Here is a 15554-nt window from a genome sequence, read left to right on the forward strand (position 1 = left end):
CGATTTCTTATTAAAAGGAGGATTAAAAACGTGTTATTACAACGAAGAACGCTTTTTATTTATCCTCTAAAGGTAGTGAATTATAATGAAAATAAATATTACTTAAAAAGCAAAAGAATCTCTTTCCTTTATGAGAAGAGCCTCTCTTTAATTGAAAGGGGGCGTTTCTTTAATAGGAAGAGAGCCTCCCTTTGTATCAAAGAAAGGCTCTCCTTATGATGAGGAAAGCCTTTCTTAAATTTGAGAAGAATGTTGCTTCCCGCTTTGTAAATTAGAAGAAAATAGACATAGAAGCCCCTATCATACTCTTACAATCATAAATATTTCCTCTTGAAATAATGTTCTTTGAGAATGGTGCAGGTGCATAAGTCTTCCAGTAAAGGGTCATCTCAAAGTTGGGAGAAAGTACACCTATCTGTGGGTAATAAGCCATGTATGACTTGTTCATAACACCCTTGTTTTTCTCTTTCGCAATCGTTGTTACACCGAACTCGATACCTCCACCAATAAAGAAACGACTTCGTGTAGAGAGACGAGCTACATTGAAACGAACGTTCACAGGTACTCCAACAGCATAGCCCAGCACATGCCAACGCTCATCCTCACCATATCTATTGGTTCCACCGAGGTCTGGATTCACCATAAAAACCCTGAACTTTGCACCAGCAGTCATGCTCACAACTTGTTGATAACTACCGAAGCGAATCATCAAACCGCCTGAATAGAACATATCTGAACCAATGTTATCACTAAGATTGGTCTCGAAATCACCTTCAATACCCACTTGTAGGTTAGTACGCCACCACTGTTTGCGGTCAAGAATCTTTCTTCTATGCACATAAGTAGACCTCTGCGCCTTTGCAACATTTATGTAGCTTGTTACTATTGTACGTGTTGCTTCATCCTTTACATAGGATAGTGCCAACTGATAATCATAATCTACTGATGAAGACGAGAGCTGCTTTGCTAAAAGAATGGCATATAGGTTACAAGCCTTGTTATAGTAAGGACTTGAGGTTGAAAGCGCATTGAGATAATATTTCACACGGTCAATATCATTGCTCTCTGCGATTTCTTCATACTCACGTTTAGCTTGCAACTCTTTCAAATAAGTAGCAGCTTCGCCCGTAAGAGTCTCTTGCTCGTTTGCTGCCGACAAATAGGAATAAGCAGAAGAGGTGTCGCCTTGTTTGTAACAACGTATACCACGAAGAATATTCAATCGTTTCTTGATTTGGTCTAGATAGTTGGTTTGTGGATACTTCTTCATAAATTCATTTAAAGCCGACTCATCTCCAGCATCTTTGATAAGCCTCCAATCTTGTTCCATCTGCTTACGTGTTTCCTCCTCCTTTAGCTCTTTAATCTTGGTGTTTGCCGCCTGGGTGTAAGCGAAGACAGAGGTTTTACTAAGGTAACGTTGGTAAGCCTCGATGGTATTCAATGTAGTTGCTTGCTGCCAAAGAACCAAGTCTGCGAGTTGTTCCCTTGCTTCTTTGGTATATTGGCTATTAGGATATTTACGAATAAAAGACTCTAATTCCCACTTAGACTCGCTCTCGCATGCCTCGTCAAACTCGAGTTTGATTGCTTCTTGTTGCTGTTTGATGGCTGTCTCACACTCAGCATACATGTCACGTGCTAATTGACTGTTTAAGTTCCCACTCATCATCTTTTTCAATGCTGCCTTTGCTGCGGTATAGTTCCCGCGATTCATCATTGCACGTATTTGAGCCAATCGCTCACGCACACTAGTGCCTTTGTTAATCTGATAAGAACTTGTTGGACTTGCGTTCACAGGGCTTGCCAACAATGGAGCTGTCAGCAGGGCTGCCAATAAAAAACTTACTTTTACGTTCATAATAGTATTAAAAAGATGTATAAAAAACATTCATTTAGTTATTCATAAAGATTCCTTTGTGAGAGAATGATATAGTGTGTAAAACGCTGTTTCATAATCTCCTATAATGCTAAGAATAGTGATCTTGATTTAAAAATGACACTGTTAGGTGGCTATATCACTATTAATAAACATCAACAAAAGTAAATAAAAACAGCGAAGTAGGCACCTCTTTATTAGTTAAAAAACCTTATCTATGTCTTTTCACCTTATTATATATATAATAGAACAGCCTCACGACATTCGTAAGGGAGAATTGATACTTATTCAAGTGATAGATTAGAACCTCTTGTCCAGATAGTATATCGCAAAAGAGAGAACCATAAAGCACAACTACAACTAGTTCTTCTTAATCATTTATAGCACTGATATTTGCATAAATAGAAGCGCAAAATTGCACAAAAAATAAGCATTTTTAAACAGCTAAAAGTTTGTTTTTAAGAATACTTTTGGCTATCTTTGCAATCGTAGAGTTGCACAAATTGGAAAACTTCTGACGCTCATTTAGAAAGAAAGTTGTCCAAAACTAACAATAAAAGTAGTAGCATCTAGCGACGAAAGAAATAAGCTATTGTTCTGGTAATAAGCGATATATGTAATATAAATATCACTTATAAACCAGTTAAAGAAACTAAGAAACAAATTGAGAAAGTTGTCTAAAAACAAAATAACTATATAATAGAAATGAAGAACTTTACCATCACTAAGCGCAATGGAGATAAAGTGCCTTTCTCCCTTGACAAGATAATGAACGCCATAGTTAAGGCTTTCCAAAGTGTGAACGAACCAACGGATATAGGCATTGTATCGCGTATCTTGTCGGACTTAGACATTCACAACGATATAAAAGTGGAGGATATCCAGAACCAAGTAGAGTTTGCTTTGATGAAGGAAGGCTACTATAAGGTTGCAAAGAGCTTCATCGTCTATCGTCAACAGCACACAGAAGACCGCGAGACATTAGAGAAGATGAAGTTTCTCTCCGATTACTGCGAGGCGAAGAATGCTGCTACTGGATCGAAGTTCGATGCTAATGCGAATGTAGAACATAAGAACATTGCAACGTTGATAGGCGAGTTACCAAAGCAAGGATTTATCCGTTTGAATCGTCGTCTACTCGTGGAACGAATCAAAAAGATGTATGGTAAGCCACTTGCTGACGAATACATCGACCTCTTGACACACCATTTTATATATAAGAACGACGAGACGAACCTCGCAAACTATTGTGCTTCCATTACGATGTACCCATGGTTAATCGGTGGAACAACGTCTATCGGTGGTAATTCTACAGCCCCAACGAATCTGAAGAGTTTCTGTGGTGGCTTTATAAATATGGTCTTCATGGTCTCTTCTATGCTTGCCGGAGCCTGCGCCACACCAGAGTTTCTGATGTACATGAACTACTTTATTCAGAAAGAATACGGTAAGGACTATTGGAAGAGAGCGGATGAAGTGGTGGATCTAAGCGTTAAACGCCGTACAATAGATAAGATAATTACGGACGACTTCGAGCAGATTGTCTACTCACTAAATCAACCCACGGGAGCAAGGAACTACCAGGCTGTGTTCTGGAATATATCTTACTATGATCGTCCCTACTTCGAATCGCTCTTCGGGAACTTCTATTTTCCAGATGGATCGCAGCCTGATTGGGAAAGTCTCTCATGGTTGCAAAAGCGCTTCATGACGTGGTTTAACCAGGAAAGACTTAAGACTGTCCTCACGTTCCCAGTAGAGACTATGGCGTTATTAGCCGAGAATGGCGATTGTAAAGACCAAGAGTGGGGAGACTTTGCGGCACAGATGTATGCGCAAGGGCATAGCTTCTTCACTTATATGAGCGATAACGCAGACTCGTTGAGCTCGTGTTGTCGACTGAGAAATGAGATACAAGACAATGGATTCTCATATACTTTGGGAGCTGGTGGAGTGTCAACTGGTTCAAAGAGTGTGCTTACCATTAACTTAAATCGTTGTATTCAATATGCTGTAAACCATGACTTGGATTATAAGGAATACCTAACTCACATCATAGAGTTGTGCCACAAGGTGCAATTAGCCTACAATGAGAATCTTAAAGAGCTTTTGCACAACCACATGTTGCCTCTCTTTGATGCTGGATATATCAACATTGACCGCCAATACCTCACTATTGGTATCAACGGACTAGTAGAGGCTGCGGAGTTCATGGGGCTTGATATCAATCCTAATGACGATTACAAGAAGTTCGTGCAAGATGTGTTAGGATTGATAGAGACGCAGAATAAGGCATTTAGAACTAAGGAGGCAATGTTTAATTGTGAGATGATTCCTGCAGAGAATGTGGGTGTTAAGCATGCTAAATGGGATAAGGAAGATGGTTACTTTGTGCCTCGTGACTGCTACAATAGCTATTTCTATCGTGTAGAAGACAATTCTCTCACGATTCTCGATAAGTTCAAACTGCACGGGAAGCCCTATATTGAACATCTAACAGGCGGTTCTGCACTTCACATGAACCTTGAGGAACATCTCTCCGAACCGCAGTATCGACAACTTCTACGTGTTGCGGCACAAGAAGGATGTAACTACTTCACATTCAACATACCGAACACCATCTGTAATGACTGCGGTCACATCGATAAGAGATACCTGCATGAATGCCCTCATTGTCACTCTAAGAACGTTGACTATCTCACACGTATTATAGGATACATGAAGCGAGTTAGCAACTTCTCTGTACCTCGTCAAGAGGAAGCACACCGCCGTTATTACATCCACACAGACACATGCTCCGATACTGTAACACAGACATCGTATTCCAAGAGTACCCAGATGAAGTAACACTAGCTATCAACATCACGGGCTGCCCATGCCGTTGCCCGGGATGCCATAGCAGCTTCTTATGGGCAAATAAGGGTGAAGAATTAACAATCGACTCACTAACTACTCTTATAGAGGGGGTTGGTGAGCCGATTACATGTATAGGTTTTATGGGGGGAGATGCTGATCCCTCGGCTATAGATAATCTTGCATTATATGTAAAGCTGCATTACCCTAACCTTAAAATAGGCTGGTATACGGGGCGTACATCTATATCTCCAGACATACACATGGAGTATTTTGATTATATAAAGGTGGGACCTTATCTACGTCATCTTGGCGCACTTAATTCACCAAAAACCAATCAACGTATGTTGCGTAGGCGCCCAGATAACAGCTTCGAAGACATTACCTCCCGTTTTTGGAACAAATAAATAAGGTGTATAGACCGAATGAGTGAGGTGTACGTGTCAATTAAGTGAGGCATATGTGTCAATTAAGTGAGGCATACGGGTCAATTAAATGAGGCATACGGAACAAATAATATAGGACTATCAAATGATAGTCCTATATCATGAAAACCTAATCCTCTTCTCCAGTATGTAGGATAATACTTGTTGCACCGATGGTAAATAGCGTTCCATCCTCTATCACTCTACGCTCACGATCACCGAGTATCACGTTGTCAACGAACGTACCCGTATATGACGGACCATCACGAAGAACATATTGTAACTGCCCTTTCTTGTCACGCTTAACAGTAATGACACAATGTGTCATATCGACACTTGGATCAACAGTCTCTATCGGACAGTTAATTGGATTGCCCTTCATATAACGTCCAATAACGTTTTCTCCCATCTGTAAAGGGATTACTTGTCGAAAGTGGAAAACGTTTTCAATAACATGTAAAGAGCCATACTCACCCTGTTGTTCATCATCAGTTGGTTGGTTATTCTCCTCCTTCTGCGTCTTACGTAACTTCGAAACGCCTATTCTAATACCAAACTCTTTACCACATTGAGGGCATTGAAAGACTAGACGTTGCCCTGATTTATACTTTGTCTCATCGAATGTGATAAAGTTATCACACTTAGGACATCTTACACGTTTCATATATAATAAGGATATAAGAGGATTTCACTTGAATAGTTAACGACGGATTATTACTTATCAATCTCTATAATCCAAGCATTCTTAAAGAAGGTCATTCCGCTCATTGCATTTAGTTGCTTGCGTGCCTCGTGTTGGCTTGCATAATAGCCATAAAGTACTTTGAGGCTCTCAATCCCTTCATAAACACGAGCATCTTCAAGCCCTTTTTTCTGCATACGTTGTACATAAGTACGTGCATTCAGTTCGGTTACGTGACTTGCAACTACAATCGCCCAGTAGTGTGAAGGATTATCTGTTACATCCTTAGTGGGTGTATTATCTGTTGTAGCAATAGCTCGGAGCGGTTTGAAATGTACGGATGTTTTAGAAGTATCACTAGAGTCGAAAAGATTATAAAGTACCCCACTCTTAATCTGGCGTTCGGACATTCCATTCTTCGTGGAGCCTGGGAAGGCAACTAAGAATACTGCCGTTAGGAATACAGCGGCAGCTGCAACACTACGAACAGCGTGCAAACTAATACTCAAACGTTTATTTTCTTTATCCGAATTATCAATGTATATAAGCTTAGACTTACGTTCTTGTGCATCAGAAATAGCTAGGTCTGCATGATTATCATCACCTAACTCCATAATTTGTGATGCTTCAAAACTACTTAAACCATAATACATTGGGGTCAAGATACCGCTTTCATAAGGCTCGAACTCTAGTTTCCCTTCACTATTTGTAGCTAGTTTTCCAAGATCGGAAAGCTCTACAAAGCCTTCATTCTCTAGCGTGTGATAAATCTCATTGACTTCATTCTCTATCTGACGAAGCGCCTCGGGATAACTCATATCATACGCATCTACATATGATTGAGCCAATAAGGAGTCGTTCATTGTGAGCTGTGCATTGAAGCCAAGGGTGCGATATGGCGGCAGAAATAAGCTGTCTTGCTCATCGTATCTAGCTGATACATGATGAGCAACAAAGCCACCTAGCCCTGGAACAATAACACAATCATTCTCCAAGAGAAGTATTTCTATATGTCTGTCGAGTTTTGTCACGTTTGCAAAATTAGCTATTTTATTCTAAAGTGGCAAGTCTCTTCAATTAAAATATACCATCATAGCGGAAAAAGTTAGTAAATCTTCTCCTTATCAATAATTATCTTTATCTTTGCGAAAGGTAAGTATCTTTAATTGCTTAGAACATATAACAAAGTAAGAAATGGAATATATAAAGACTGACATTGAGGGTGTATGGGTGATTGAACCAAAGGTTTTTAACGATCAAAGAGGCTATTTTTTTGAAGCATTCAAACAGGCAGAATTTGATGAACATATCGGTTATCACGTGGATTTCATACAAGATAATGAGTCTAAATCTAGCTTTGGCGTGTTACGAGGACTGCATTACCAGAAGGGTGAGAACTCACAAGCTAAATTGGTAAGAGTCATCAAGGGGAAGGTAATTGATGTTGCTGTCGATCTCCGCAAGAGCTCTCCTACCTTCGGGAAGTATGTTTTAGTAGAGTTATCTGAGGATAATAAGCGTCAGTTCTTCATCCCTCGTGGCTTCGCACATGGCTTCCTCGTATTGTCTGATGAGGCTATCTTTACTTATAAGGTGGATAATGTTTATGCACCACAAAGCGAAGCCAGTATTCGATGGAATGATGAGTTCGTTGATATTAAATGGCCTGTTGAAGCAAAGGATGTTCTACTTTCTGAGAAAGATGATGCTAAGTCATTAGCATGGGAAGATGCTGAGAAATTTGAATAAACGCCTCTCTATCTAGAAAACAAGAGATGAAACAAACGATAATCGCATGTGTTGTGTTTGCCTCGTTACTAATCTTCTCTGCTTGTAGAGACCGAAGTGCTGACTATCAGAAAACGCATGAGGACAAACAAGCAAAGGAGATGTTGCAGGGCTTATGGATAAATGGTGACAGTGGAGATCCTGCTGTGTTGGTCAAAGGTGATAGTATTTTCTATCCAGACTCGGCTAGTATGCCTGTGCGATTTTGGGTTTATCAAGATACGCTCTACCTACAAGGTCAGAACGTAAATGGCTATAAGATAGATAAACAAGCGCCTCATGTATTGAAGTTTATCAACCAGAATGGTGAAGAGGTAAAGCTCGTGAAGAGTACAGATAAGGCGTTATATCCTTCTTTTGGGTATCATGTTTATGCGATGAATACCTTCGATGAGCAAACACAAGATACAACGATCCGTACTGATTTAGGCTATTTTGAAAGCAAAATACATGTGCAAACAACATCAGATAAGGTAATAAAATCAACTTATAACGGCGATGGTGTAGAGGTTGATAACATGTATTTGGACAATGTTGCATCCTTGCGTCTCTTCAACCATGGTACTCCTGTCTTTGCACATGACTTCCGTAAGCAGGAGTTCCAGCCCTTAATAACAAAAGACTTCCTCAATAAGAGTATCCTTCGTAAGCTCTACTTCACACGTGCTGATGCAAAGGCTCTTTATTATGATGCCCTTATTGGAATCCCAGATGCCTCTACTACGTATGTTGTCGAACTAAGAATTACGCCAGACGGGAGGATGTCTAAGAAGTTAAGATAAGCCGTAGAACACTTAAAAGTATAGGCTTTTATTATTCTGTTAATATCTTACGCGCATGGAGTATATTCTCTTCTGTAGGTGGTTTAACCTCTGATAATGCGTAAGGTAAGCCCAGCTGTTCCCATTTATATACGCCCAAATCATGATATGGTAGCACCTCTACACGTTCGATATTACCTAATGAATCAAGGAAATTACGAAGTTTATGTAAGGAATCATCGTCATCATTGATTCCAGGAACTAGCACATGTCTTATCCAAACAGGCTTTTTAATATCAGAAAGATAACGTGCGCAGTCTAGAATATTCTCATTCTTCCAACCTGTAAGTTGCTTATGTGCATTGTTGTCAATGTGCTTTATGTCTAGAAGTATTAAATCTGTATAGTTCATTAATTCCTCAAAAGCAGAGAAATTAGTTGTATCCCGACTGAATGGTTGTGCTGATGTATCAAGACAAGTACTGATTCCTAACGCCTTAGCTTTGCGGAATAACTCTGTAAGTGAGCGTATTTGTAACAAGGCTTCACCACCACTAACAGTGATACCACCCTTCTCTCCCCAATAACTTTGGTATCTTAGTGCTTGTGCAAGAACCTCATCAACAGAGCGGAGGTTACCCCCCGCCCTATCCCAAGTATCTGGATTGTGACAGTACTGACACCTCATTGCACATCCTTTAAGGAATATTACAAAGCGAATACCAGGTCCGTCAACCGATCCGAACGACTCTACAGAGTGTATCCGAAGCATTGTCTCGGGAGCTGATAAATGTGAGATATCTGTCTGCAAACTATCCATTTTACATTGATCCATGTGCCCGACGAGCAATAACATCCATCTGCTGTTCGCGTGTGAGGTCTATAAACTTCACTGCGTAACCACTTACACGAATGGTGAAGTTAGCATACTCTTCCTTTTCTGGATGTTCCATACAGTCAATCAGTTTGTCAACACCAAATACATTAACGTTCAAATGGTGTGCACCACGGTCGAAGTAGCCATCCATAACACCAACGAGTGTGCTGATACGTTCCTCTTCGTTGTGTCCAAGAGCATCTGGGCTGATGGTCTGAGTGTTTGAGATTCCATCGAGAGCATACTCGTATGGGAGCTTAGCAGTTGAGTTCAATGATGCTAACAAGCCATTTTGCTCTGCTCCATAAGATGGATTAGCACCAGGAGCAAGTGGCGCACCTGCAGGACGACCATCAGGCATATTCCCAGTAAATTTACCATATACAACGTTCGAAGTGATGGTAAGAATACTTGTTGTAGGCTCTGAATTACGATAGGTGTGGTGCTTTCGTATCATGTTCATGAAGGTCTTTAACAACCATACAGCGATATCATCTGCACGGTCATCATCATTACCATAACGTGGGAAGTCACCCTCTGTTTTGAACTCTATAGGGAATCCTGTTTCATCACGGATGATGTTAACTTTAGCATACTTGATAGCTGAAATAGAATCTACCACATGGCTAAAACCTGCAATACCTGTTGCGAAAGTACGACGCACATCAGTATCAATAAGTGCAAGTTCTGCCGCCTCATAGAAGTATTTGTCATGCATATAATGAATCAAGTTCAGTGTATTTACATAAACACCAGCTAGCCATTCCATCATATCCATGAAGCGAGGCATGAACTCATCATAGGTTACTACGTCCCCTTCTATTGGTCGGTAAGCAGGTCCACACTGCTCTCTTGTCTTACTATCAACGCCTCCGCTGATAGCATAAGTCAGACATTTAGCAAGGTTTGCACGTGCTCCAAAGAATTGCATCTCCTTTCCCGTCTGTGTCGCAGAGACGCAACAACAGATAGAATAGTCGTCTCCCCAGATTGGACGCATTACATCATCGTTCTCGTATTGGATAGAGCTTGTTGATATAGATATCTTTGCGGCATAGTCCTTAAAGTGCTTTGGAAGACGTGAACTATACAATACTGTAAGGTTTGGTTCGGGCGATGGTCCCATATTCTCAAGCGTATGGAGGAAACGAAAATCATTCTTCGTAACCATGGATCGACCATCCATTCCCATTCCAGCAACCTCTAACGTTGCCCATACTGGATCGCCTGAGAAGAGTTGATTATATGATGGTATACGTGCGAATTTTACCATGCGGAACTTCATAACTAAGTGGTCGATAAGTTCCTGTGCGTCCTTTTCTGTAAGTGTACCTTCGTTGAGATCACGTTGAATATAGATGTCGAGGAAGGTTGAGATACGCCCTACTGACATGGCAGCACCATTCTGTGTCTTTATAGCAGCGAGATATCCAAAGTAAAGCCACTGTACTGCTTCATGTGCATTGGTTGCTGGCTTTGAAATATCATAACCATAGATTGCAGCCATCTCTTTCATCTCCTTCAATGCTTTCATTTGCATAGAGATTTCTTCACGTAGGCGAATAACATCTTCAGTCATCGTTCCGTCGCCACAATTTCGTAGGTCTTTTGCTTTCTCATTGATGAGGAAATCAACGCCATAAAGCGCCACACGGCGATAGTCACCAACGATACGTCCACGTCCATAAGTATCTGGAAGCCCAGTAAGGATATGGTTATGTCTGACGAGTTTCATCTCATCTGTATAAGCATCAAAGACCCCATCATTGTGCGTCTTACAGTATTTTGTGAAGATTTCATGCAGTTTCTTCGATGGTTCATAACCATAGGTTGTACATGCTTGTTCTGCCATCTTGATACCACCATAAGGCATGAAAGCACGTTTCAGAGGCTTGTCTGTCTGCAAACCTACAATTTTCTCCATTTCCTTTGTCCCTTCACCGATATATCCGGGACCGTAAGCTGTCATACTAGATACGACCTCCGTCTCCATATCTAATACTCCTCCCTTAGCGCGTTCCTGCTTTTGAAGTTCTTTAAGCATGCCCCAGAGTTTATTAGTTGCAGCTGTTGGTTCTTCAAGGAATGAAGCATCACCATCATAACTATTGTAATTGTCTTGGATAAATTGACGCACATTGACTTCATTGAGCCACTTTGTACCAGTAAATCCTCTCCATGCTTTGTCCATAATTGGCAATTCTTTAATTATATAAAACATTTAGTGAATATGTTGGTAAATGGTTATACCAACATGACATTATTAACTTACAATGGACAAAGATAGGCAAAAAAACGTAATATCAAGTGGTTAGATTAATTTTAGTTTATAAATTGCATAAAAATCATTAATGGTAGGTATTAGATGATGAGGGTTTCTCTTGGACTATACATATTTGTTCCCTCGTTGGTAGTAAGGACTAACTAAAATGTTGCCACTTGATTAATTCTTGAGCTTCTCTTCGTCTTTTCTAAAACTCCTAATCAATGACAAAGAGTGGAGAACACTACTAAGAATAGTGGTTGAGCAAGTCGGTTAAATCTGTAATATGGTTTGTTTTAGAGCGTAAACGCTTTAATTTAAAAGAGAATAAGAATCTATCAAGACTTCAATAAGGTATTCTTACAATAATAGGGAAGCCTTATCAAAGCCTTGATAAGTATTAGTTTTAGCCCAAATTAGCTAAGTTTTTTATCCTCCTCCATTGCCTTTAGGCATGTAGGACAGATACCTTTATAATATAATTGAGTATCGTCAATTCGGAAGCCTTTGCCAATCTCACCCGTATAACGAGGCATTTCCATTGCTTCAAAGTCGTACACCTTTTCGCAACGTTTGCAGAAGAAGTGAGCATGAGGCTCGGTAACTCCATCATAACAAACACGATGTTCATCGATGGTAATCATCGATGCAGCGTGATGTTCGGAAAGCATACGAAGAGTATTATAAACCGTCGTGCGACTTACTGTTGGGAGCTGCTTCTTCAACGCTAAATACACATCCTCTACTGTAGGATGGGTGTGATGAGCTTGCAAATACTTCATGATTGCAACGCGTTGGATAGATGGGCGAATGCCCAAAGCGATAAGTTTATTATAGGCAGAATCCACTTTCTTCTCTTTTATTAAATATTATTTAAGTATGAGGTAATACATCAGAAACAATCTTTCTCATCGTCTCTTAATATCCTCTTAACACGTGCGCAAAGGTAATAAAATTCTCAGAACTAGCGAACAAGGATATTGGAAAAAATCTAAAATATAGTTTTATATAACACATTCTATTGCTAATATCCTTTCTAATTAACGCTTATTTCCTATAGAAACAAACTTTTCATCAAACTCTAGAAGCATAATTCTGAATTTGATTTTATGGTTAATTTGCTTGGAGATTATGCCTTATCACGTTTAAAGAATCACTGCATTACAATCCATATACAATATTTTACATGGTGACAAAAACTCTTCTCTTCTTATTCTAGCTTACTCCATTTAAATAAGGAAGACATATTGTAGAAATCAAAAGATTGTATTCTAATTAACATCTGTCGGACATTCTTTCCCTTTACAGAGACTGACAGGAGGGCTAGAATAATGCTATGTGAAGGAAAGGGGAACGTTTGTTAAGTTTTAACGAAGGCGTTTCTTTGAAGGTAAGAAAGGCTCTCTTTATATCAAAGAAACGCCCTTCTCAAATAGAGAAAGGCGTTTCCTTCAATTCTAGGTGTCCAACTTTTCCCACTAGAATATGTTTACCTCTGTAGGAAAGCGCACCTAATTATGAGCAAAACAATTATTTAATTGTAAGGACATTCCCCTCGTTTGTCCTTATAATGCATGTTACTCCCCGTCATTCAGAGCTTTAGAAGTACTCTTCCTGAATACCATTTACGTTGATGGTATCGGCTACTTTACATGGATCGAACTTAGCAGGAATAGCGAACTTAGCATCCTTTCGATACCCAAGTCGCTTATCGGCATATACACTCTGCATGAAGTATGCCCATACAGGAAGCGCCATAGAAGCACCCTGCCCCATACTGGTATTATCAAAGTGGATGTCTCTATCTTCGCCACCAACCCAACAACCGCTAACGAGGTTAGGCGTTATAGCCATAAACCAACCATCTGCATTGTTATTTGTTGTACCTGTTTTACCTCCCATGTCGATGTTAATATTATACGCAGAACGCAATCGGCTGGCAGTACCTCCTTGTACAACGGCACGTAGCATATCAATCATTTGATAAGAACTAACCTCTGATATAACTTCAGTCATTAGTGGTTGGAACTTCGCAATAACGTTACCATGGCTGTCTTCTATCTTTGTTACGAAGAGAGGAGCACAACGAATACCACCATTGGCAAAGGTTGTGTAGGCACTAGTCATCTCACCAACAGATGCCTCACTAGGACCTAGGCAGAGTACAGGACTGGCATATTTATCAATGTCAGGGTTATTCAATCCGAAGTCATGAAGTATGTTTACGAATTGAGAAGGACCTAAGAGGTTGATGAGATAAGCAGATATCCAGTTGTTAGACTGCTGTAAACCCCATCTCAAAGGAACCTCTTGTCCATAACGTGCATGCGATCCGTTACGAGGAGTCCATCCTCCATACGTGCGTTGAACGTTAGGTGCCAATGAACAAGGAGTCATACCATTCTGCATTGCAAGGGCGTAGAGGAAAGGCTTGATAGTCGAACCTACCTGGCGTCGACCACCCATGACAACATCGTATTTAAAGTGTTGGTAATCAATACCACCCACGTATGTTTTCACCGCACCAGTGTGTGGATCCATACTCATGAAGGCTGAACGCAAGAATGACTTGTAGTATCTTACAGAGTCAATAGGCGTCATCACCGTATCAACATCACCATGATAAGTGAAGATGGTCATCTCATGTGGTGTACGGAAACTACGCTTTATTTCTTCAGGAGTAGCGCCTTGTTCCTTCATTTTGCGGTAACGCATGCTAAGGCGACAAGACCTATTAATAATCTCTTTGATAGTCTTTCGAGAGATATTAGATGAGAATGGCGCATTCTTCTTGTACCTACTTGCTGCATTGAATTGTGCTTGTAAGTAGCCTCCCACGTGTTTACGGATAGCTTCTTCGGCATAGGTTTGCATGCGAGTGTCAATCGTTGTATAGATACGTAACCCATCCGTGTTTACGTTATAAGGCTCGCCATTGCGCTTGAGATTCTTGTTACACCATCCATAAAGAGGGTCTTGCTCCCATGCAATAGAGTCGAGAACAAATTGACGATTCTGCCATGTTTGATAGTTCTTACGCTCTGGTTTATTCGCCATCATATACTGTCTGAGGAATGCCTGGAAGTAGTCTGCAGCTCCATCAACAGGTTTTGCCTTAGTAAAATGGATACCTAATGGGCGTTGAGAAAGCTCTTCGTATTCATCTTTTGTTACATAACCAGACTTCACCATCTGCATGAGTACGACATTACGACGCTGTCGGCAACGTTCAGGATAACGAAGAGGATTAAACATGGAAGGGTTCTTGCACAAACCAACTAACAAAGCCGCCTCAGTGACATTGAGGTTACGAGGTTCCTTATTAAAGTACACGTTGGCTGCACGTTTTATACCAACAGCATTGTGCAAGAAGTCGAAGTAATTGAAATACATTGCTAGAATCTCCTCCTTCGTAAAGTGACGTTCTAGCTTAACAGCGATGATCCACTCGATAGGTTTTTGTAGCAAGCGTTCCATCGTACTATGTGCTTTCTCTGAAAAAAGCTGTTTGGCTAACTGTTGAGTGATAGTAGATCCACCTCCAGCACTAGCCTGTCTCATCACGCCGCGCTTAATGATTGCACGTCCTAAAGCGATGAAGTCAATACCAGAATGCTCATAGAAGCGTTCGTCTTCAGTGGCAACAAGCGCATGAACAAGGTGTGGAGATAATCCATTATAATCAATCGCAATGCGATTATTATTATCTTGGTTCCATGTTCCTATTAGCTTTTGATCGGAAGAGTAAACCTGTGAAGCAAACTTATCAATAGGGTTTGATAACTCGTCCATATCGGGCATATAGCCTATCCAACCATTCCATACAGAGATGAAGAATAGGCTTGTAAAACCTAAAATAGCTAACAATGTCCCCCAGAGGAAATGTACAAAGTGTCTTCTCATATGCCGTGAAAATATTGTGCAAAGGTAATGTAAATCAATGGATAAGCAAAATAATTAAAACTTTTTTTATCGTCTGTGTGTATTTCTATTCAAGCCCTTTGATAGAAAAGAAAATAATCATTA

Annotated in this window: 11 protein-coding genes; 4 read left to right on the forward strand and 7 right to left on the reverse strand. The window is 40.3% G+C overall.

The features are described 5' to 3' along the window. Positions 1-271 precede the first annotated feature (271 nt). Positions 272-1861 (reverse strand): outer membrane protein assembly factor BamD, encoded by a 1590-nt coding sequence (gene bamD / locus F0475_RS01605; RefSeq protein ID WP_199879766.1) that lies wholly within the window; start codon positions 1859-1861, stop codon positions 272-274. A gap of 723 nt (positions 1862-2584) precedes the next feature. Here bamD and nrdD point away from each other — a divergent pair. Both nrdD and nrdG read left to right on the forward strand, forming a co-directional pair. After that, a complete protein-coding gene (gene nrdD, locus F0475_RS01610) occupies positions 2585-4726 on the forward strand; it encodes an anaerobic ribonucleoside-triphosphate reductase (RefSeq protein WP_155715102.1) in 2142 nt (713 codons plus the stop codon). Beyond that, positions 4672-5139 (forward strand): anaerobic ribonucleoside-triphosphate reductase activating protein, encoded by a 468-nt coding sequence (nrdG, locus tag F0475_RS01615; protein ID WP_155715103.1) that lies wholly within the window; start codon positions 4672-4674, stop codon positions 5137-5139. Before nrdD ends, nrdG begins: the two co-directional genes overlap by 55 nt. A 148-nt stretch (positions 5140-5287) precedes the next feature. Here the strand turns inward: nrdG and F0475_RS01620 are convergent, their stop codons facing one another. Next, on the reverse strand, positions 5288-5821 hold the full coding sequence (locus F0475_RS01620) for an FHA domain-containing protein (protein ID WP_155715104.1): 534 nt from the start codon (positions 5819-5821) through the stop codon (positions 5288-5290). A gap of 50 nt (positions 5822-5871) precedes the next feature. Then, entirely contained in the window at positions 5872-6870 is a 999-nt protein-coding gene (locus F0475_RS01625; RefSeq protein WP_394349990.1) for an HU domain-containing protein, read from the reverse strand. A 163-nt stretch (positions 6871-7033) separates the two neighbouring features. Here F0475_RS01625 and rfbC point away from each other — a divergent pair, with 163 nt between their 5' ends. Together rfbC and F0475_RS01635 are read left to right on the forward strand one after the other, a co-directional pair. After that, positions 7034-7588: a dTDP-4-dehydrorhamnose 3,5-epimerase gene (rfbC, locus tag F0475_RS01630; RefSeq protein WP_155715105.1), complete on the forward strand. Its 555-nt coding sequence runs from the start codon at positions 7034-7036 to the stop codon at positions 7586-7588. Positions 7589-7614: 26 nt separating this feature from the next. Continuing rightward, positions 7615-8409 (forward strand): DUF4738 domain-containing protein, encoded by a 795-nt coding sequence (locus tag F0475_RS01635; RefSeq protein ID WP_155715106.1) that lies wholly within the window; start codon positions 7615-7617, stop codon positions 8407-8409. Between the two features lie 31 nt (positions 8410-8440). Here the strand turns inward: F0475_RS01635 and pflA are convergent, their stop codons facing one another. The 4 genes from pflA to F0475_RS01655 form a co-directional block, all read right to left on the reverse strand. After that, entirely contained in the window at positions 8441-9223 is a 783-nt protein-coding gene (gene pflA, locus F0475_RS01640) for a pyruvate formate-lyase-activating protein (RefSeq protein ID WP_234422929.1), read from the reverse strand. Next, positions 9210-11456, reverse strand: coding sequence for a formate C-acetyltransferase (gene pflB, locus F0475_RS01645; RefSeq protein ID WP_155715107.1), 2247 nt, complete (start codon positions 11454-11456; stop codon positions 9210-9212). The genes pflA and pflB overlap by 14 nt, the downstream gene beginning before the upstream one ends. Before the next feature lie 488 nt (positions 11457-11944). Then, positions 11945-12376 carry a Fur family transcriptional regulator gene (locus F0475_RS01650; RefSeq protein ID WP_009435926.1) on the reverse strand — a complete coding sequence of 144 codons (432 nt, stop codon included), beginning with the start codon at positions 12374-12376 and terminating at the stop codon, positions 11945-11947. A 751-nt stretch (positions 12377-13127) separates the two neighbouring features. Further along, positions 13128-15431 (reverse strand): transglycosylase domain-containing protein, encoded by a 2304-nt coding sequence (locus F0475_RS01655; RefSeq protein ID WP_155715108.1) that lies wholly within the window; start codon positions 15429-15431, stop codon positions 13128-13130. Positions 15432-15554: the final 123 nt, after the last annotated feature.

It is taken from the genome of Prevotella vespertina (assembly GCF_009728485.1).
Lineage (GTDB): Bacteria > Bacteroidota > Bacteroidia > Bacteroidales > Bacteroidaceae > Prevotella > Prevotella vespertina.